Annotated in this window: 16 protein-coding genes; 3 read left to right on the top strand and 13 right to left on the bottom strand. The window is 71.8% G+C overall.

Features of this window, described 5'->3' with window-relative positions; all coding sequences use genetic code 11:
• Nucleotides 1-48: 48 nt before the first annotated feature.
• The 10 genes from ACWD35_RS07015 to ACWD35_RS06970 all read right to left on the bottom strand — a co-directional run bounded on the left by ACWD35_RS07015 (nucleotide 49) and on the right by ACWD35_RS06970 (nucleotide 11490).
• On the bottom strand, nucleotides 49-1083 hold the full coding sequence (locus ACWD35_RS07015) for a glutamate ABC transporter substrate-binding protein (RefSeq protein WP_451350122.1): 1035 nt from the start codon (nucleotides 1081-1083) through the stop codon (nucleotides 49-51).
• A 14-nt stretch (nucleotides 1084-1097) separates the two neighbouring features.
• The gene (locus ACWD35_RS07010; protein ID WP_451350121.1) at nucleotides 1098-2486 is read right to left on the bottom strand and encodes a hypothetical protein; all 1389 of its coding nucleotides are present in this window, start codon (nucleotides 2484-2486) and stop codon (nucleotides 1098-1100) included.
• A 235-nt stretch (nucleotides 2487-2721) separates the two neighbouring features.
• Complete coding sequence (locus ACWD35_RS07005; protein WP_451350120.1) at nucleotides 2722-3693, bottom strand: N-acetylglucosamine kinase; 972 nt, start codon at nucleotides 3691-3693, stop codon at nucleotides 2722-2724.
• Nucleotides 3684-4949, bottom strand: coding sequence for a 6-phospho-beta-glucosidase (locus ACWD35_RS07000; protein WP_451350119.1), 1266 nt, complete (start codon nucleotides 4947-4949; stop codon nucleotides 3684-3686). Before ACWD35_RS07000 ends, ACWD35_RS07005 begins: the two co-directional genes overlap by 10 nt.
• A 6-nt stretch (nucleotides 4950-4955) precedes the next feature.
• Nucleotides 4956-5849, bottom strand: coding sequence for a carbohydrate ABC transporter permease (locus ACWD35_RS06995; protein ID WP_451350118.1), 894 nt, complete (start codon nucleotides 5847-5849; stop codon nucleotides 4956-4958).
• Nucleotides 5850-5851: 2 nt separating this feature from the next.
• Nucleotides 5852-6793, bottom strand: a complete 942-nt coding sequence (locus tag ACWD35_RS06990) for a carbohydrate ABC transporter permease (RefSeq protein WP_451350117.1) — start codon at nucleotides 6791-6793, stop codon at nucleotides 5852-5854.
• A gap of 3 nt (nucleotides 6794-6796) precedes the next feature.
• Nucleotides 6797-8143: an ABC transporter substrate-binding protein gene (locus tag ACWD35_RS06985; protein WP_451350116.1), complete on the bottom strand. Its 1347-nt coding sequence runs from the start codon at nucleotides 8141-8143 to the stop codon at nucleotides 6797-6799.
• A gap of 55 nt (nucleotides 8144-8198) precedes the next feature.
• Entirely contained in the window at nucleotides 8199-9410 is a 1212-nt protein-coding gene (locus ACWD35_RS06980) for an ROK family transcriptional regulator (protein ID WP_451350115.1), read from the bottom strand.
• 215 nt (nucleotides 9411-9625) lie between these two features.
• Nucleotides 9626-10246, bottom strand: a complete 621-nt coding sequence (locus ACWD35_RS06975; RefSeq protein WP_451350114.1) for a Uma2 family endonuclease — start codon at nucleotides 10244-10246, stop codon at nucleotides 9626-9628.
• Between the two features lie 140 nt (nucleotides 10247-10386).
• A complete protein-coding gene (locus tag ACWD35_RS06970; RefSeq protein ID WP_451350113.1) occupies nucleotides 10387-11490 on the bottom strand; it encodes a mechanosensitive ion channel family protein in 1104 nt (367 codons plus the stop codon).
• Nucleotides 11491-11794: 304 nt separating this feature from the next.
• Here ACWD35_RS06970 and ACWD35_RS06965 point away from each other — a divergent pair, with 304 nt between their 5' ends.
• On the top strand, nucleotides 11795-12331 hold the full coding sequence (locus ACWD35_RS06965; protein ID WP_451350112.1) for an HNH endonuclease: 537 nt from the start codon (nucleotides 11795-11797) through the stop codon (nucleotides 12329-12331).
• A 76-nt stretch (nucleotides 12332-12407) separates the two neighbouring features.
• On the opposite strand, the gene ACWD35_RS06960 is transcribed toward ACWD35_RS06965, so the two are convergent.
• The 3 genes from ACWD35_RS06960 to ACWD35_RS06950 are packed head-to-tail and all read right to left on the bottom strand — an operon-like array spanning nucleotide 12408 to nucleotide 15053.
• Nucleotides 12408-13808 (bottom strand): FtsX-like permease family protein, encoded by a 1401-nt coding sequence (locus ACWD35_RS06960; protein WP_451350111.1) that lies wholly within the window; start codon nucleotides 13806-13808, stop codon nucleotides 12408-12410.
• Nucleotides 13805-14503 (bottom strand): ABC transporter ATP-binding protein, encoded by a 699-nt coding sequence (locus ACWD35_RS06955; RefSeq protein ID WP_451350110.1) that lies wholly within the window; start codon nucleotides 14501-14503, stop codon nucleotides 13805-13807. The genes ACWD35_RS06960 and ACWD35_RS06955 overlap by 4 nt, the downstream gene beginning before the upstream one ends.
• Before the next feature lie 16 nt (nucleotides 14504-14519).
• Nucleotides 14520-15053 (bottom strand): PadR family transcriptional regulator, encoded by a 534-nt coding sequence (locus tag ACWD35_RS06950; protein ID WP_451350109.1) that lies wholly within the window; start codon nucleotides 15051-15053, stop codon nucleotides 14520-14522.
• A gap of 193 nt (nucleotides 15054-15246) precedes the next feature.
• On the opposite strand from ACWD35_RS06950, the gene ACWD35_RS06945 reads away from it, so the two are divergent.
• Nucleotides 15247-15501, top strand: coding sequence for a hypothetical protein (locus ACWD35_RS06945; protein ID WP_451350108.1), 255 nt, complete (start codon nucleotides 15247-15249; stop codon nucleotides 15499-15501).
• Nucleotides 15502-17661, top strand: coding sequence for a 4-alpha-glucanotransferase (gene malQ / locus ACWD35_RS06940; RefSeq protein ID WP_451350107.1), 2160 nt, complete (start codon nucleotides 15502-15504; stop codon nucleotides 17659-17661).
• The last annotated feature ends 3 nt before the right edge of the window (nucleotides 17662-17664 follow it).

Here is a 17664-nt window from a genome sequence, read left to right as displayed (position 1 = left end):
CTCTCGCTTCCTGTGTCGGCCCTGGTGGGAAACCTTGCGGTCAAGGGGTCAGCTCGTGCCCAGATACTGCGGCGCGGGCGGCTTGGACGCCGCCGGGTCCGAACCCAGCGTCGCCGCCAGCCACTTGTCGTACGACGCCTGCCAGCCGCCGCCGCGGTAGTCCACCAGAATGCGATTGACCCGGCGTACCAGATCGGTGGCGTCCTTCTTCATCGCCACGCCGTAGTACTCGGTGGTGAACGCCTCGCCCTTCAGCTCGACGGTCGGGTCCTGGGCGGCCTGGCTCGCGGCGAGCGCGCCGTCGGTGACGACCGCGTCGGCCTCGCCGAGCTGCAGCCGCACCAGGCAGTCGAGCTGGTTGGGGACGGTCCCGGAGACGTCGGCGGAGGCGGGCAGCTTGCCCAGCTTCTTGTCGGCGTCCAGCTTGGTGTACGCCGTCGAACCGGTCGCCGTGCAGATCCTCTTGTGCGCGAGCGAGCTGTCGTACCCGGTGATCGACGACGACTTGGGCGCGAGCACCTGCTGGCCGGTCTTGAAGTAGGGCGCGGAGAACGCCACTTGCTGCAGCCGGTCGCAGGTGATCGTCATCGTCCGGACGACCATGTCGACCCGGCCGTCCTGGATCGCCGGAATGCGCTGGCTGGTGGGAATCGCCTTGAACTGGACCGCGTCCGGATCGCCGAGGATGTCCGCGGCGATCTTGTGCACGAGGTCGATGTCGAAGCCCTCCAGCTCCGCGCCCTTGGTGTTCGGGTTGCGGTAACCCCAGTGGTAGCTGTTCTGGTCGACGCCGACGATCAGCTTGCGCTTGGCGCCCGTACGGGACTTGATGGCGTCGATCGTCGGGCCGTCCGCGCCGGACGGCGACAGCGTCTGCTTCTGCGCGTCCGCGTCCGTGCAGTTGTCCGCGCGGGCCTGGCTGCCCTCGGCCACGCCCGGACCGGACGTCGTGCCGCCGCCCCCGTCGGAAGCCTGGGTGCGCGGCAGCAGCAGGACGAAGGCCAGCGCCAGGGCGCACAGGACCGCCATGACACCGACCCCGCCCCAGCCCCGCAGGGCGGCCCGGGCACGTGCTGCGTACATTGCCTTGCCCCCTGTCACCGGTACTCCGAAAGCCTGCGGCCGATGCCGGCCACCGCGCCCGCCGCGCCGAGCAGGGCGAGGACGGCGGCGCCGACGGCCAGCCCGGTCAGCGCGTCCCGCCCGTCACCGGCGGACTGCCGGAACTCGTGCTGCTCGTGGTCGATGGCCTGGGCGAGGTTGCTGTCGACGCCGTCGAAGCACTGGCCGGTCGCACCCTTCGCACCGATCACCTTGTCCAGCGCCTGCTGGAAGTTGCCGTTCTCGTCCTCGGTGCGGGCCGCGCCGTGGCGCTGCTTCCACACCGCCATGTTGCCCTCGGCCGCCTTGACCGGCTTCGTGCCCGCGTCGTCGTCGGCGAGCTTCTCGGCCTCGCTCAGCCCCTTGCCGAGCACGGTCATGTCCTGGTCGAAGTCGTAGTAGTACGCGTCGTACGTCTGCCCGTCGACCGTCACGGTCTCGGCGCCGCGCGCCACCAGGCTCAGGTTCTCGCTGCCGCGTGCCTTCAGCGAGGCGATCCGGGCCTCGTGCAGGACGTTCAGCGAGCGGATGCCGTTGTCGTACGACCCGTTGAGCCCCGAGCGCGCCACCGTGTGGCCGACGACCAGCCACAGCAGCACCACGGCGGTGGCGGCGGTGGCGGCGACCAGGCCCTGGTTCAGGACGCGATTGGTGCGGCGGTACGTGCGGTGCTGGGCCCACCCGAGCGCGGCCAGGGCGATCAGGCCGAGCGCGATCGCCGCCCACGGGTAGGGAGTCGCGTCGCCGTAGTCCGCGCGCAGCCGCTGGTTCTCCTTGGTGTAGAGATCCTCGGCCGCCGGGAGCATCTCCTTCTGCATCTTCTCGTTGGCGTAGCGCAGATACGCCCCGCCGACGGGATACCCCTGCCGGTTGTAGGTCCGGGCCCGCTCGATCAGGCCCTTGTACTCGGGCAGCAGCGTGTTGAGCTTGGCGACCGTCGACTCGGAGGCGGAGCCGGGCTCGGCGTTGGCGGCGGCCGTGACGAGCCCCGAGGCGGCGGTGCGGATGTCGTTCTCGTACCGGTCGCGGGAGCCGGCCGTCTCCTGCCCGCCGGCCAGGAACCCGCTGGAGGCCGCGGTGTTGGCGTCCGCCAGCGAACGGTAGATGTCGGCGGCGCCGGAGCTGAGCGGCTGGCTGCGGTGCAGCACGTCGTCGGCGGCCGCCGCGCGCTCGCTGGTCTGATAGGCGGTGACCGCGCCGAACGCCACGACCAGCAGGGCGAGTACGGCACCGATGATCCGCAGCCGCCCCGGCTCGGTGGTCGCCGCGGCCCGCACCTTGTCGACGCCCTCGGCGAAGGCGGAACGCCGCGCGGGCGGCGCGGTGGGAGGCGCGGCGGGCGGTGCCGCGGGCGGCCGGCCGGGCTGCGCCGGGATCGTGGGCATGACGGAGCCCACCGTCGGCGGCGTCGTGCTGCTCTGCGGCGGGTGTGTCACTCGACCTCCCCCATGGTCTTCGGGTCGCCGCCAAGTATCGCCGTACCGGGCCGCCGTGCGCACGGCCCTTCACTGGATCTTGATCGGATCGCAGTGTCCGCCGCACATGTATCTGCCGCACATGTATACGCCGTGCGCGCGTGTTCGGTTCCGCCGCCGCTGTCTCCTGATGTCCGCCTGCCGCCTACCCCTCCCAGAACGCCCGTGCCTGCTCCTGCGCCCGCTTTCCCGCCCCGAGGTGGTCCAGGCCCAACAGGGCCGCTCCCAGGACCGGATTCGCGGTGACCAACCGGACGTCCGCCTTGGGGGCGCGGGCGGACAGCAGGTCGCGGACGCCGTCGTTGAGGAGGGGATGCCCGGCCGTCAGGACGCTGCCGCCGAGCAGCACCGGGGTCTCCTCGGCGAGGAGGTCCAGGCGGGTCAGCGCCACCGTCGCCATGGTCGCCACCTCCTCCGCGAGCCGGGCGACGATCGAGCGGGCCACCGGGTCCCCCTCGGCGGCCGTCGCGAACAGCACCGGCGTCAGCTCGTGCCGGCGGCCCGGGTCGACCTGTTCCAGGTGCAGGGCCTCGATCAGCGCGTACATGGACGGCAGCCCGAAGTGCGCGGGCAGCGTCCGGGACAGCGCCGTCGGCCCGCCACGCCCGTCCGCCGCGCGCGCCGCGTGCCACAGCGCCTCCTCCGCCAGGCCCCAGCCGCCGCCCCAGTCGCCGGAGATCCGCCCGAGCGCCGCGAAGCGCGCGGTACGGCCGTCGGGGCGCATGCCCACGCAGTTGATGCCCGCGCCGCAGACCACCGCCACGCCCCGGGGTTCGGCGACACCCGCGCGCAGGATCGCGAAGGTGTCGTTGCGCACCTCCACCGACGCGGCCCACGCGCGCGCGTGCAGCGCGGTCGCCAACTGCTCCTCCTCCACCGGCAGATCGGCGTTGGCCAGGCAGGCCGACAGGTGCGCCACGGACGTCACCCCGGCGTCCGCGAACGCCCGCCCGACCGGCTCGGCGAGCGCGTCCAGCGCCCGCGCCACGCCCACCGCCGGCGGCCGGAAGCCGCCGCCGCGGGCCGTCGCCAGGACCGTCCCGGCGACGGTGAGCACGGCCACGTCGGTCTTGCTGTTGCCCGCGTCGATGGCAAGAACGGTCGAGGTCAGGCCCACGCGAGGTGCTCCCGGTTGTGCGCGATCAGCTGGTCGGCGAGGCGGTCGGCGTACGCGTACTGGCCGATCAGGGGATGGGCGAGCAGCGCGCGGAAAACGCGGTCCCGGCCGCCGCGCAGGGCCGCCTCCAGGGCCAGGTCCTCGTACGTCGTCACGCTCGCCACCAGGCCCGCGTACAGCGGGTCCAGGTCCGGCACCGGCAGCGGCACGGGCCCCGTCGTGCCCACGGCCGCCTGCACCTCGATCACGGCGTCGTCCGGGAGGAAGGGCAGCGTGCCCTTGTTGTACGTGTTCACCACCTGGTAGGTGCTGCCGTTGCCGCCCAGCAGGCTCGTGGCGAGGTCCACCGCCGCCTCCGAGTAGTAGGCGCCGCCGCGCTTCGTGAGCAGCTCCGGCTTCTCGTCCAGGGCCGGGTCGGCGTACATCGCCAGCAACTCGCGTTCCATCGTGGCCACTTCGGCCGCCCGCGAGGGCTTCGTGAGCAGCTCTCGTACGACCTCGTCGTGCGCGTAGTAGTAGCGCAGGTAGTAGGAGGGGACGACGCCCAGGCGGTCCAGGAGCGGGCGGGGCAGGCGCAGGTCCTCGGCGACCGACGCGCCGTGCTCGGCGAGCAGCTTCGGCAGGATGTTCTCGCCCTCCGGGCCGCCGAGCCGCACACCTGTCTCCCAGGTGAGGTGGTTGAGACCGACGTGGTCGAGGTGGACGTCCCTCGGCTCGGTGCCCAGCAGGGCCGCGAACTTCCGCTGGAGGCCGATCGCCACGTTGCACAGCCCGACCGCCCGGTGCCCCGCCTGGAGCAGGGCGCGGGTGACGATGCCGACCGGGTTGGTGAAGTCGATGATCCAGGCGCGCGGGTTCGTACGGCGGACCCGTTCGGCGATGTCGAGCACCACCGGAACCGTGCGCAGCGCCTTGGCGAGCCCGCCCGCGCCGGTCGTCTCCTGGCCGACACGGCCGCACTCCAGCGGCCAGGTCTCGTCCTGCTCGCGGGCCGCCTGCCCGCCGACGCGCAGCTGGAGCAGGACGGCCTCGGCGCCGTCGACGCCCGCGTCCAGGTCGGAGGTGGTGACGATCCGGCCGGGGTGGCCCTGCTTGGCGAAGATGCGCCGGGCCAGCCCGCCGACCAGTTCCAGGCGCTCGGCGGCCGGATCGACCAGCACCAGTTCCTCGATGGGCAGGGTGTCTCTGAGCCGGGCGAAGCCGTCGATGAGTTCGGGGGTGTAGGTCGAGCCGCCGCCGACCACGGTGAGTTTCATACGTGCTTAACCCTTCACTCCGGTGAGCGTGACGCCCTCGACGAACGCCTTCTGGGCGAAGAAGAAGACGACGATGACGGGGGCCATGACCAGCACGGTGGCGGCCATGGTGAGGTTCCAGTCCGTGTGGTGGGCGCCCTTGAAGGACTCCAGGCCGTACGACAGGGTCCAGGCGCCCGGGTTCTCCGAGGCGTAGATCTGGGGGCCGAAGTAGTCGTTCCAGGCGTAGAAGAACTGGAAGAGGGCCACGGCCGTGATCCCGGGCTTCGCCATCGGCAGGACGACGCGCAGCAGGGTCCTGAGGTCGCCACAGCCGTCCACGCGGGCCGCGTCCAGGTACTCGTTCGGGATGGTCATCAGGAACTGGCGCAGCAGGAAGACGGAGAACGCGTCGCCGAACGCCATCGGGATGATCAGCGGCCACAGCGTGCCGGACAGGTCCAGCTGCTTCGCCCAGAACAGGTACATCGGGATGATGACCACCTGCGGGGGCAGCATCATCATCGAGATGACCAGCATGAGCGCCAGATTGCGCCCCGGGAAGTGGAACTTGGCGAGCGCGTACGCCACCGGGACGGACGACACCACGGTCAGCACGGTGCCGAGGCCGGCGTAGATCAGGGTGTTCTTCCACCAGGTCAGGAAGCCGGGCGTGTCGAACACCTTCGTGTAGTTGCCCCACTCCCAGGTGTGCGGGATCAGATCCCGGCTGAGGGCCTGGCTGTCGCTCATCAGCGAGGTGAGGAACACGAACACGAAGGGGAGCGTGAAGAAGAGCGCGGCGGCGACGCCGAGGGAGTGCACGGCGACCCATTCGAGCAGTGCCCTGCGCCGGGCGGTCCGCTCGGCGGCCGAGGCAGGGGCCGTCAGCTCCACCGGCTGGTCCAGTACTCGGGTCATGGTCAGCCACCTGCCTGGATGAGACCGCCCCGGCGCCGCATCAGGAACGCGGTGAACACCATCGACAGGGCGAACAGCACGAGGGCCACCACGCAGGCCGAGCCGTAGTCGAAGCGCTGGAAGCCGAGGTTGTAGACGAGCTGGGGGAGGGTGAGCGTGGACTTGTCCGGGTAGCCGGGCTCGAACTGGGTGCCCGCGCCCTGGATCACCCCCGAGGCGACCTTCCCCGCGATCAGCGGCTGCGTGTAGTACTGCATGGTCTGGATGACCCCGGTGACGACGGCGAACATCACGATGGGGGAGATGTTCGGCAGCGTCACGTACCGGAACCGCTGCCACGCCGAGGCCCCGTCCAGCTCGGCCGCCTCGTACTGCTCCGTCGGCACGTCGAGCAGCGCGGCCATGAAGATGACCATCAGGTCGCCGACGCCCCACAGGGCCAGCAGGGTCAGCGCCGGCTTGGACCAGGCGGGGTCGTTGAACCAGCCCGGCGCCGGGATGCCGAGCTTCTCCAGGATCGAGTTGACCGGTCCCGTACCGGGGTTGAGGAGGAAGGCGAAGGCCATCGTCGCCGCCACCGGCGGGGCCAGGTACGGCAGGTAGAAGAGGGTGCGGAAGACGCCGGTGCCCGTCTTGATCTTCGTGATGAGCAGGCCGACGCCGAGTCCGAAGACGACCCGGAGCGAGACCATGACCAGCACGAGCCAAAGCGTGTTGCGCAGGGCGGGCCAGAAGAAGGGGTAGTGCTCGAAGACGTACGTCCAGTTCTTCGTTCCGCTCCACGTCGGCGGCTTGAAGCCGTCGTAGTGCATGAACGAGAAGTAGACCGTCGAGATCAGCGGGTACGCGAAGAACACCGCGAAGCCGATCAGCCAGGGCGACATGAAGGCGACCGTCCGAAGCGCCGCCCTGCGGCGCTTCGACGCCAGAGTGACCGTACTCATCGGCTACTTCGCCTGCGCGATGTCCGTGTCGATCTGCTTGGCCGCGCTTGCCAGACCGGCCCTGAGGTCCGTGAGCTTGCCGCTCTCGTAGTCGAATCCGAGCTGCTGGACGGTCGTGAGGTACACACCGCCGTTGATCGACGCGGGGGCCGTCGTCGAATCCGGGTTCGCCGCGATGTCCAGGAACGTCTTGAAGCGCCGGTCGTACGTGAGCTTCGGGGACTTCAGGGCGGCCAGGGTGGAGGGCACGTTGTGGATGGCGTTGGAGAAGCCGACCACGGCGTCCGTGTTCGTGGTCATGTACTTCACCAGCTCCCAGGCCGCGTTCTGCTTGTGGCTGGTGGCGGCGATGCCGGCGATGGTGCCGGTGATGTAGCCCTTGCCGTACTGGTCGGCCTGGTCGTCGGGGACGGGCAGCGGGGCCACGCCGACCTCGAACTTCGGCTTGGCGTCCAGGGCCATGCCCAGCCGCCATTCGCCGTCGAGCTGCATGGCGACCTGGCCGGTGTGGAAGGGGTGCTTGGGGCCCCACTCGTCACCGAGCCTGGAGCGGTAGGTCTCCAGCTTCTTGAAGCCCCCGAGTTCGTCGACGAGCCTCTTCTGGAGCTTGAAACCGGCCTCGAAAGCAGGATCCTCGGCCAGGTTCGACTTGCCGTCCTTGTCGAAGTACGTCGGGGAGAACTGGCCGAAGTAGTGCTCGGTCGTCGTCTCCCAGCCGTGGTAATCCGGCATGAAGCCGAGCTGCCTGTAGCTGTCGCCGTCGGTGATGGTCAGCTTCTTGGCGTCGGCCTCGAATGCGGACCAGGTCCTGGGCGGGCCGGCGATGCCCGCCTTCTTGAAGGCCGTCTTGTTGTAGTAGAGGCCGTACGCGTCGCCCAGCAGCGGTACGGAGCAGCGGTCTCCGTCGAACTGGGTGTACTCGTTCATCGGCTTCGGGAACGTCTTCTCCGGGTCGATGCCCGACTTCTTGAAGAAGGGGTTGAGGTCGACGAGGGCACCCGAGGAGCAGAACTTGCCGACGGTGTTCGTGGTGAAGGAGGAGATGACGTCCGGGGCCCGGTCGCCGCCGGTGCGCAGCGCCTGGTTGATCTTGTCGTCGGTCATGTTGCCGACGATGTTCACGTGGATGTTGGGGTGGGCCTTCTCGAAGCCGGCGACCAGGGACTTGACCGCCTTCACCTCGTTGGGCGCGCTCCACGCGTGCCAGAAGTTGATCGTCGTGTCCTTGGAGGCGTCGTCGGTGGCGCCGGAGTTCGACTGGCCGGTACAGGCGGTGGAGAGGAGGACGAGGGAGGCGGCGGTCAGGGCAAAAGCCGTCTTTCGGGCAGCTGAGGGTATGACTTCGGGCATGGCGAGGTCTCCCGGGGCAGGGGTGGGTGAGAGGAGCGGGACTGCGGGGGCGGGCTCAGCGCGAGGTGTCGAAGACCTCGTCACGGGTGGCCGCGAGCGCGCTCTCCAACGCGCCGCGCAGCACGGGGTGTTCGCGGACGTCGCCGACGACCAGCCGGGGGCGGGCCGCCGCCAGCTCCTCCAGCTCGGCCTGGACGAGGGCGCGCAGCACCTCGCCGCCGGCCGTCAGGGCGGAGCCGCTGAGGACGACGAGTTCGGGGTCGAGGACGGACACGAGCGAGGCGAGACCGGTGGCCAGCCGGGTCGCGTAGGTCTGGAGCAGTTCCCGGTACGGCCCGCTCGCGTGGTCGGCGGCGCGGGCCACGAGGTCCGCGGCGGCCTCGGTGTACGGCCCCGGGCGCACCTCGGTGATGCCGAGTTCGCGGGCGAGCTTCGGTACGGCCTGGGCGCCGGCCAGCTCCTGGTAGCCGCCGCTGTTGGCCTTGGTCACCTGGCGGACCAGGGGGGTTCCGGGCACCGGCAGGAAGCCGACCTCGCCGGCACCGCCGGTCCAGCCGCGGTGCAGCCGGCCGCCGAGGACCAGGGCGGCGCCGAGGCCCTCCTCGTTCCACAGGAGCACGAAGTCCCCGTGACCCCTGGCGGCCCCGAGCCGCTGTTCGGCGAGGGCGACGAGGTTGACGTCGTTCTCGTACTCGACGGGCATCGGCAGCGCCGCGGCGAGTTCGTCGAGCAGGCTGGGGGAGTGCCAGCCGGGCAGATGGGAGGCGTAGCGCAGCCGCCCGGTGTTGGGGTCGAAGGCGCCGGGGGTTCCGATGACCACCCGGTGCACGTCGCCCCGCGAGAGCCCGGCGGCCTTGACGGCCCCGTCGAGCGCGTCGGTCACCTGCCGTACGACGGGCTGTGCGGGCCGCCGCCCCGGCGTGGCCAGTTCGTACTCCCCGACCGTGCGGCCGGTGATGTCGGCGACGGCGGCACGGATCCGCTCCGGCGTGACATCGAGCCCGGCGGCGTACGCGGCACCGGGGTTGACGGCGTACAACTGGGCGTTGGGCCCCGGCCGCCCCTCGCTGGTGCCGGTGACCCGGACCAGCCCGGCGGCCTCCAGGCGGGCCAGCAGCTGGGAGGCGGTCGGCTTGGACAGGCCGGTGAGCTTGCCGATCCGGGTCCGCGACAGGGGCCCGTGCTCCAGCAGCAGGTCCAGGGCGGCGCGGTCGTTCATGGCGCGCAGCACGCGAGGAGTGCCCGGCGTACCGGCGGTTCCTGCCATGGGGGTCGACACCTGCCTTTCCAGCCGCCCAGCTTTCCAGTGACCTGGCCATGCAGTCCAGCGGTGATCACCGGCGGCCGGTGGAACACAGATCACTGTTAGGAAACTTTCCTATTGTGGTGGGAGGAAGGTAAGCCCGGCACGAAGGGGGCGTCAATAGACGACGCCCCCGAGGCGACAGAGTCGTTACCTCGGGGGCGGGATGGCCTGGGGGCTCAGTTGCCGAGGAAGGGGGTGGTGTCGAGGGTGGGGTACGGCGCCGGGAGGGGGAGGGGGTCGCCGAGGGCGACTTTGGTGTCGGTCTTGTAGTAGGCCTCGGTGGGGTCGTCACCGGGGAGGACGGGATCGGTGTAGCAATGGGCTGTCTTCGTATCGCGGTTGATCAGGACGTAGACGGGGATGCCGACGGCGGCATACGTGGCCAGTTTGGGACCGGTGTCAACCGCGTGATTGGTCGACGTGACCTCGCCGACCAGAGTGACCATGTCGATGGGATACCAGCCCTTGTGGGCTTTCCGGTAGGCCTCGTCGAGGTCTGACGGTGGGCGGCGCAGGACGTAGAAGTCCGGGATGACAAGAGCCATGGTGCTGCCGTCTTTGTATGCGCCCCGGTAGCCGTTGCCCATACCCGCCAGGTCGAGCCCTGCCGTGAAGAACTGGACGGTGAGTTTGAAGGCGCCGTCGTTGTGCTCGTGGTTCGGTTGCGGCGGCACGATGACCGTCCCCTCGACGTACTCGGGCCGAATCGGCGGCACGGACGCCTCCTCGAACGCGATCAACAGATCGATGGGGTCCTGCTCCGTCATGACCTTCTCCATGATCGGTTCGGCGCTCATCCCTGGTTCTCCTCGTCACGCTGATGCCAGGCTAAGCCCGCCTCGGGCGCCCCGGCAGAACGATGGGGCACCCCGCGCGCTCTCGGCGCCGGAATGCCCCACGCGTTCACTCGAACGAGTGTGCTGAACCGTTCCGCTCGCTACTTGCCCGGAGGCGTCGGCCGCTGTGGAGCAATCGGTGCCGCCGCCACCGACTGTGGGGAGTCGGCGTTGGAGTACGCCGACGGCGCGGACACCGTCGCCGTCGGGTCCGGGGTGTCCTGCACATCCTCCGCCGCCGTCACCCCGCCCACGATCCGGATGCTCGCCGCGTCGAACGCCCGCTTGATCCGCCAGCGGAGTTCTCGCTCGACCCCTACCGACTTGCCCGGCATGGTCCTCGCCGAGACACGGACCACCATCGAGTCGATGAGCACGCTGTCCAGGCCCAGCACCTCGATCGGGCCCCACAGCAACTCGTTCCAGGGCTCTTCCTTGGCCATCCGGGCGGCGACCTCGTCGATCGTGGACTTCACCTTGTCCAGGTCCTCCGAGGCCCTGACGGTCACGTCGACCCCGGCCGTCGCCCAGCCCTGGGAGAGGTTGCCGATGCGCTTGACCTCGCCGTTGCGGACGTACCAGATCTCACCGTTGTCGCCGCGCAGCTTGGTCACGCGGAGTCCGACCTCGATCACCTCGCCGGAAGCCACACCCGCGTCGACCTTGTCGCCGACGCCGTACTGGTCCTCCAGGATCATGAACACGCCGGAGAGGAAGTCCGTCACGAGGTTGCGGGCGCCGAAACCGATCGCCACGCCCGCCACACCGGCGGACGCCAGCAGCGGCGCCAGGTTGATCTTGAAGGTGGACAGCACCATCAGCGCGGCCGTGCCGAGGATCAGGAAGCTGGCCACCGAGCGCAGCACGGAGCCGATCGCCTGCGAGCGCTGCCGCCGCCGCTCGGCGTTGACCAGCAGGCCGCCCAGCGCTGTGCCGTCCACCGACTCCACGGTCCGGTTCATCCGGTCGATCAGCTTGGTGATCGCCCGCCGCACCACCCCTCTGAGTACGAAGGCGACCACCACGATCAGCAGGATCTGCAGACCCATCGCCAGCCAGGTCGACCAGTTCTGCTCGACCCAGCTCGCTGCGTTCGTCGCGCTCTCCTGGGCGTCCTGGAGCGTCGGCACGGCCGGCGCCGACCCCGAGGGGGACGGTGTGGGCGTGGCGCCGACGGCCGACAGGACGACGGGCAAGGACGACACGGCAGGTACCTCCAGGTGCTGCGCGGTCCGTTCCGGCGGGGCGGTCAAGGTCACGAAAAGGTCACCGGGCGGACAGAACCAACACACTAACGGGGCATTGTGTGTGCTCCGTGCCGATCTGCAAAGGAGAGACCGTTCTCACCCGGGCTTGAACAGGCCATGATCCGGGGGATGAATGCGGTGTGGTCGAAAACACTCCCAGCCCGTTACCGGGACATGGTGGCGCGTTCACCAGGCATGAGGGGAGACTGAAGCAGATCGTCCCGGCGCGAGCCACGCGCCGCCGGCGTACAAGGAGGCATCCGTGCCGCATGTCCTGGTCCTCAACGCGTCGTACGAGCCCCTCGGCGTCGTACCGCTCCGCCGCGCGCTCGTCCTCGTCCTCGAGAACAAGGCAGTCTGCCTCGAGGAATCCGGCGCCTTCATGCACAGCGCAACCGTCACAGTCCCCGCACCCAGCGTGGTCCGGCTCAAGCGATTCGTACGGGTTCCTTACCGGGGGCCCGTTCCTTTGACCCGTAGGGCCCTGTTCGCCCGCGACGGGGGCCGGTGCATGTACTGCGGTGGCGTCGCAACCAGCGTCGACCACGTCATCCCGCGCAGCCGCGGGGGCAAGCACGTCTGGGACAACGTGGTGGCCTCCTGCCGCCGGTGCAACCACGTCAAGGCCGACCGCCACCTCGTCGAACTGGGCTGGCGACTGCGGCACAAACCCGCCCCGCCCACCGGTCTGGCCTGGCGCATCATCGGGACCGGCCATAGGGACCCGCGCTGGCTGCCCTACTTGCAGCCGTACGGCGCGGACGACGCCATGGCCCGGATCGACGGCATCTCCGCCTGACGATCCGGGCCTTCGCGTACCCCCTGATCACAGGGGGTCCGGCCCTGGGAGCCCCCGTACTCCCGGGGTCGGACCGTCATGCGTAGCGCAGCTCGGCCGGGTGGACGGAGCGGCGCAGCAGCGGCAGCGAGGTGGCCGCGGCGAGCAGACAGCAGGCGTACACCGCGAGCGGGACCAGCAGGGCGACGTACGGCACGGCCGGGACCGTGTGCTCCGACGTGACCGAGGCGTACCAGACGCCGATCCCCATGCCGCCCGCGCCCGCCACCGTGACCGCCGGCGCCAGCGGCAGCGCCGTCTCCAGGAGCAGCGCCCGGGCCAGCACCCCGTGCGGCACCCCGGCGGCGGTCTGGGCCGCGAGGCCCCGGCGCCGGGTGGCGAGGGACTCGGCGGTGCCCACGGCGAGCGCGGACAGCACGATCGCCAGGGCGACGAGGATCGCGGCGGCCGTCAGATCGAGCCCGTCGGTGTAGTAGGAGAGGCTCTCCCCGAGCTGGCCCTTGCGCTGCGAGGCGTGCAGGTCCGCGAGGAGCACCTCCCGCACCCCCACGAACCCGGTGCCCACGACGGTGACCAGCAGCACGGCCGCGTGCGTACGGGCCGCCGCCCACGGGTCGTCGCGCAGCCGTTCCGCCGCGATCAGTACGGCCGGGCTCTCGGTCCGGGCGGCGAACCGCGCGCCGAGCCACCGGGCGGACCAGCCCGTCAGCCACACCGCCGTGGCGCCGACCAGCAGGCAGAGGGCGAGGACGGTGAGCGGGCCGACGGCGAGGCCGAAGAAGGGGAAGGTGAAGGGGGCGCCGGCGAGCGGGGCCAGTGCGACGCACACCGCGGGCACCGCCAGCAGCCCGGTCGCCACCTGGAACACCCGCCCCGGCCCCCTGGCCGGACGCACCCGCCGTATCCACCCCAGCGGTGAGGAGACCACCCGGCGCAGCGACAGGGCGCTGACCGCCGCGCCCAGCACCGGTACCAGGGCCGCCACCAGGGCGATTCCGGCCCAGGCCAGGGGAGCGGGGTGCTGCCACAGCCGGAGCAGGGACAGTACGGAGAACACCGTGGCCACCGTCGAGCCGGTCAGGCAGGCCAGCCCCGACTCCAGCGCCGCGATCCGCCGTACCTGGGCCGGGGCGGCCCCCGCCAGCCGCAGCGCGGCCAGCCGCCGGTCCCGGTGCACCGCGCCGATCCGCGCGCACTGGCCGAGGAAGCCGAACACCGGGACGAGCAGCAGCAACAGCGCGATGACCACTCCGTCGCGGGTGCCGGGCTGGTCCAGGAGCCCGCCCCCGACCCCCGCGCTGTACTGCCCGTCCATCGGAGCGATGACCGCGATCACCAGCCCGAGACCGGTCGCGAGGGCGGCGCCGATCCCCGTGAGCGTGACCCGCCACCACTCCTGTCGGTCCGACCTCCGGGTCAGCAGCCAGGCCAGCCGCAGATCGGACGTCATGGACCCCTTGGCCCCCCTGGCCGTCATGCCGGCACCTCCGCCGGCAGTACGGCCCCGTCGCTCAGCCGCACCTCGCGGTCCGCGTACGCCGCCGCCTGGGTGTCGTGCGTGATCAGCAGGACGGCGGTCCCCGTCTCGCGGGCCGTGTGCACCAGGGCCGTCATCACCTGCTCGCTCGCCAGGGAGTCCAGCGCCCCGGTCGGCTCGTCCGCGAAGACGATCCTCGGGCCCGTGACCAGCGCACGGGCCAGCGCGGTCCGCTGCGCCTGCCCGCCGCTCAGCTCACCCGGCCGCAGCTCCTCCTGTCCGCGCACCCCGAACCGCTCCAGCCATTCCGCGGCCCGCGCCCGGGCGTCCGTACGCGCGGTGCCTGCGAGCATCAGCGGCAGCGCCACGTTGTCCAGCGCCGTCAGCTCCGGAATCAGCTGCCCGAACTGGAACACCACCCCGAAGTCGGTCCGCCGCAGCTCGCTCAGCCGCTGCTCCGGCAGCTGGTCGAGCCGCTCACCGGCGTACGTCACCGAGCCCGCGTCCGGGCGGACGATCCCGGCCAGGCAGTGCAGGAGCGTGGACTTGCCGCTGCCGCTGGCCCCCGTCACGGCGACGATCTCGCCGGCGCGCAGCTCGACCGAGGCGCCGCGCAGTGCCTGCGTCCTGCCGTGCGCCTTGACGAGGCCCCGGCCCGCCAGAAGCGGCACCGAGGATGCCCCCTTGTTGATCACGAGTCCCCCTTCTTGTTCATGCTGTGTCGACCTCTGTGGTCAGAGTGGTCAGCCGGGCCGCCGTGGTGTTCATCCAGCGGAGGTCGGCGTCGAGGTGGTTGAGGGCGTAGTCGGCCGAGAGCACGGTCGCCAGATCGGCGCCCCGGGCCGTCTTCACGGCCGTGAGTTCCCGCATCCGGTCCATGTGCGCGGCACGCTGGGCGCGCAGATAGGCAGCCGGATCGCCGCCGGCCAGGATCGAGACGACGACCTTGGCGAAGATCTCGTTGGCCACGAAGGGTGCGGGCGGGGCGATCTCCCCGGCCCACCGGGCCAGTTCGCGCGCCCCGTCCCCGGTCGACCGGTACAGCGTCCGCTCCGGCCCCCCGTCGGCGTCGGTCCCGTCGACCTCGGCGAGACCGTCCCGGACCAGGCGTTGCAGGGTCGTGTAGACCTGCCCGTAGGCCAGCGGCCGGGCCTGCGGAAAGCGTTCGTCATGGCGTCGCTTGAGGTCGTAGCCATGGCTCGGCCCCGCCTCGAGCAGCCCCAGGAGGATGTGCCGGGTGCTCATGGAGACCAGTATGCACTGGGTACATGTACTGAGTGAATAGTGGTGGGGAACAGGGGGAACAGTGGCGGGTGAACATCCGGCAGGGTGGCCGGTATGTCGGAAGAAGCGCGTTGTTCGTCCGAATTACGTCTGGCATCGCGCCCACGGGGTAGGCCTGCCGATATCCGTCCGACGCACCGACAAGGAGGCCTCCGTGGCCGCACCGGCTCATCTCTCCCGTCGCCCGATCCCCGCCCAGTGGAAACCCCTGGCGGAGCCGTCCGCCGAGACCCGGGCGGCGCAGGCGTGCGTCTTCAGCGCGGAGCGCGCGTGCGCCGAGGCGCCGCTGACCAGTGAGCCGCCGCTGCCCGACGCCGAGCCCCTGACCAGCGAGCCGCCGCTCGCCGACGCCGCCCCGCTGACCAGCGAGTCCGACCCGGTCCCGGACTCCTTCGGCGCGGGACTGTAGATGCCCGCGGCGCGCGAGGACCACGAGGACGCGCAGCTGGCCCGGCTCGCCGGGCTGCACGGGGTCGCCACCTCCTACAGCCCCGCCCCGGACCGCACGGTCGCCGTCACCGCCTCCGCCGTGGTCGCCGCCCTGGCCGCCCTCGGCGTCGACGCGGGCACCCCGGACGCCGTCCGCACCGCGCTCGCCGCGCGCGAACGCGAGCTGCGGGAACGGCTGCTGCCGCCGACGGTGGTCCAGTGGGCCGGCGCCGAGGAGCCGCCGCCCGCCTTCGCCGCGCTGCCGCCCGGCACCCGTCTGCGTGTCGAGACCGAGCAGGGGGAGACCCGGGACACCGCCGACGGCCTGCCCGCCGGCGTCCACCGGGTGAGCGCCGCCGCCCCCGACGGCCGTACCGGCCACGCCCACCTCATCGTCGCCCCGGACCGGCTGCCCACCCCGGCCGGCCGCTCCTACGGCCTCCTCGTCCAGCTGTACTCCCTGCTCTCGCGCCGCTCCTGGGGCATGGGCGACCTCGCCGACCTCGCCGAGCTGGCCGGCTGGGCCGGGCGCACCGCAGGCGCCGGATTCGTGCAGGTCAACCCGCTGCACGCGGCCGTACCCGGCGCCCCCACCGACCCCTCGCCGTACCGGCCCTCCTCCCGCCGCTACCCCGACCCCGTGCACCTGCGGATCGAGGAGATCCCCGAGTTCGCGTACGTCGAGGACCGGGCCCGGGTCCGCGTGCTGCTGGAACGCGCCGGGCGGCTGCGCGCCGCCGTGCTCGACAAGGGCGCCCTCATCGACCGGGACGCGGTGTGGGAGCTGAAGCGGGAGGCCCTGGAGCTGGTCCTCCGGGTGCCTCTCGGGCCGGGCCGGCGGGCCGCGTACGACGCCTTCCGTGCCGAGGAGGGGCAGGCGCTGGAGGACCACGCCACCTGGTACGCCCTCGCCGAGACCCACGGCCCCGACTGGCAGAGCTGGCCGGAGGGCCTGCGCGACCCCCACTCCGCCGCGACCGCCCGCGCCCGCACCGAACTGGCCGGCCGCATCGAGTTCCACGCCCGCCTCGCCTGGCTCACCGACGGCCAGCTGCGCGCCGCCCAGCGCACGGCGAAGGAAGCCGGGATGCCCGTCGGGATCGTGCACGACCTCGCCGTCGGCGTGCACCCCGGCGGCGCCGACGCCTGGGCGCAGCAGGACGTGTTCGCCGCCGGCATGTCGGTCGGCGCCCCGCCGGACGCCTTCAACGCCCGCGGCCAGGACTGGGGCCTGCCTCCGTGGCGCCCCGACCGCCTCGCCGCCTCCGGCCACGCCCCCTACCGCCACCTCCTGCGCGCCCTCTTCCGCTACGCGGGCGCCCTGCGCATCGACCACGTCATGGGCCTGTTCCGGCTCTGGTGGGTGCCCCGGGGCAGCGCGCCCACCGAGGGCACCTACGTCCGCTACGACGCCGACGCCATGCTCGCCCTGCTCGCTCTGGAGGCCACGCGCGCCGGGGCGGTGGTGATCGGCGAGGACCTCGGCACCGTCGAGCCCGGCGTACGCGAGACCCTGCAGCGGCACGGGGTCCTCGGCACCTCGGTGCTGTGGTTCGAACGGGACTGGGCCGGCGACGGCCGCCCCCTGCCGCCCGACCGCTGGCGCGCCGACTGCCTGGCCACCGCCACCACCCACGACCTGCCGCCCACCGCCGCCCGGCTCACCGGCGAACACGTCGACCTGCGCGACCGCCTGGGCCTGCTCACCCGCCCTGCCGCCGTGGAGCGTGCGGAGGCGACCGCGGACGCCGCGGAGTGGCTCGCCCTGCTCGGCAGCCTCGGCCTGCTGGACAGCATCGCGGTGGGCCCGCCCGGCTCCGACGAGGAGGCGGAGATCCGTGCCGTCCACCGCTTCCTGCTGCGCACCCCGGCCCGGCTGATCGGTGTCTGGCTCCCGGACGCCGTCGGCGACCGCCGCCCGCAGAACCTCCCCGGCACCTGGGACGAGTACCCGAACTGGCGGCTGCCGATCGCGGGCCGGGAGGGGCGGCCGGTGGCGCTGGAGGAGCTGACGGCGTCGAGGAGGGTGCGGGCGCTGCTGGAGGTGCTGCGCACGAACAGCCCGACCGGGCGTGCCGCCCCCGGGGGAGTTCATATGGCACCCCGGACGCGCGGCCCTCAGGAGGGTTCGCTAACTTGAGAC

The sequence above is a fragment of the Streptomyces sp. NPDC002671 genome (assembly GCF_053592475.1).
This window is presented reverse-complemented; position numbering and strand designations above follow the sequence as displayed.

Coding starts and splice junctions, on each gene's coding strand:
- ACWD35_RS06960 (WP_451350111.1), bottom strand. CDS start 13,808: ATGACGGCCAGGGGGGCCAAGGGGTCCATGACGTCCGATCTGCGGCTG.
- ACWD35_RS06985 (WP_451350116.1), bottom strand. CDS start 8,143: ATGCCCGAAGTCATACCCTCAGCTGCCCGAAAGACGGCTTTTGCCCTG.
- ACWD35_RS07015 (WP_451350122.1), bottom strand. CDS start 1,083: ATGTACGCAGCACGTGCCCGGGCCGCCCTGCGGGGCTGGGGCGGGGTC.
- ACWD35_RS06950 (WP_451350109.1), bottom strand. CDS start 15,053: ATGAGCACCCGGCACATCCTCCTGGGGCTGCTCGAGGCGGGGCCGAGC.
- ACWD35_RS07000 (WP_451350119.1), bottom strand. CDS start 4,949: ATGAAACTCACCGTGGTCGGCGGCGGCTCGACCTACACCCCCGAACTC.
- ACWD35_RS06995 (WP_451350118.1), bottom strand. CDS start 5,849: ATGACCCGAGTACTGGACCAGCCGGTGGAGCTGACGGCCCCTGCCTCG.
- ACWD35_RS06990 (WP_451350117.1), bottom strand. CDS start 6,793: ATGAGTACGGTCACTCTGGCGTCGAAGCGCCGCAGGGCGGCGCTTCGG.
- ACWD35_RS06980 (WP_451350115.1), bottom strand. CDS start 9,410: ATGGCAGGAACCGCCGGTACGCCGGGCACTCCTCGCGTGCTGCGCGCC.
- ACWD35_RS06975 (WP_451350114.1), bottom strand. CDS start 10,246: ATGAGCGCCGAACCGATCATGGAGAAGGTCATGACGGAGCAGGACCCC.
- ACWD35_RS07010 (WP_451350121.1), bottom strand. CDS start 2,486: ATGCCCACGATCCCGGCGCAGCCCGGCCGGCCGCCCGCGGCACCGCCC.
- malQ (WP_451350107.1), top strand. CDS start 15,502: ATGCCCGCGGCGCGCGAGGACCACGAGGACGCGCAGCTGGCCCGGCTC.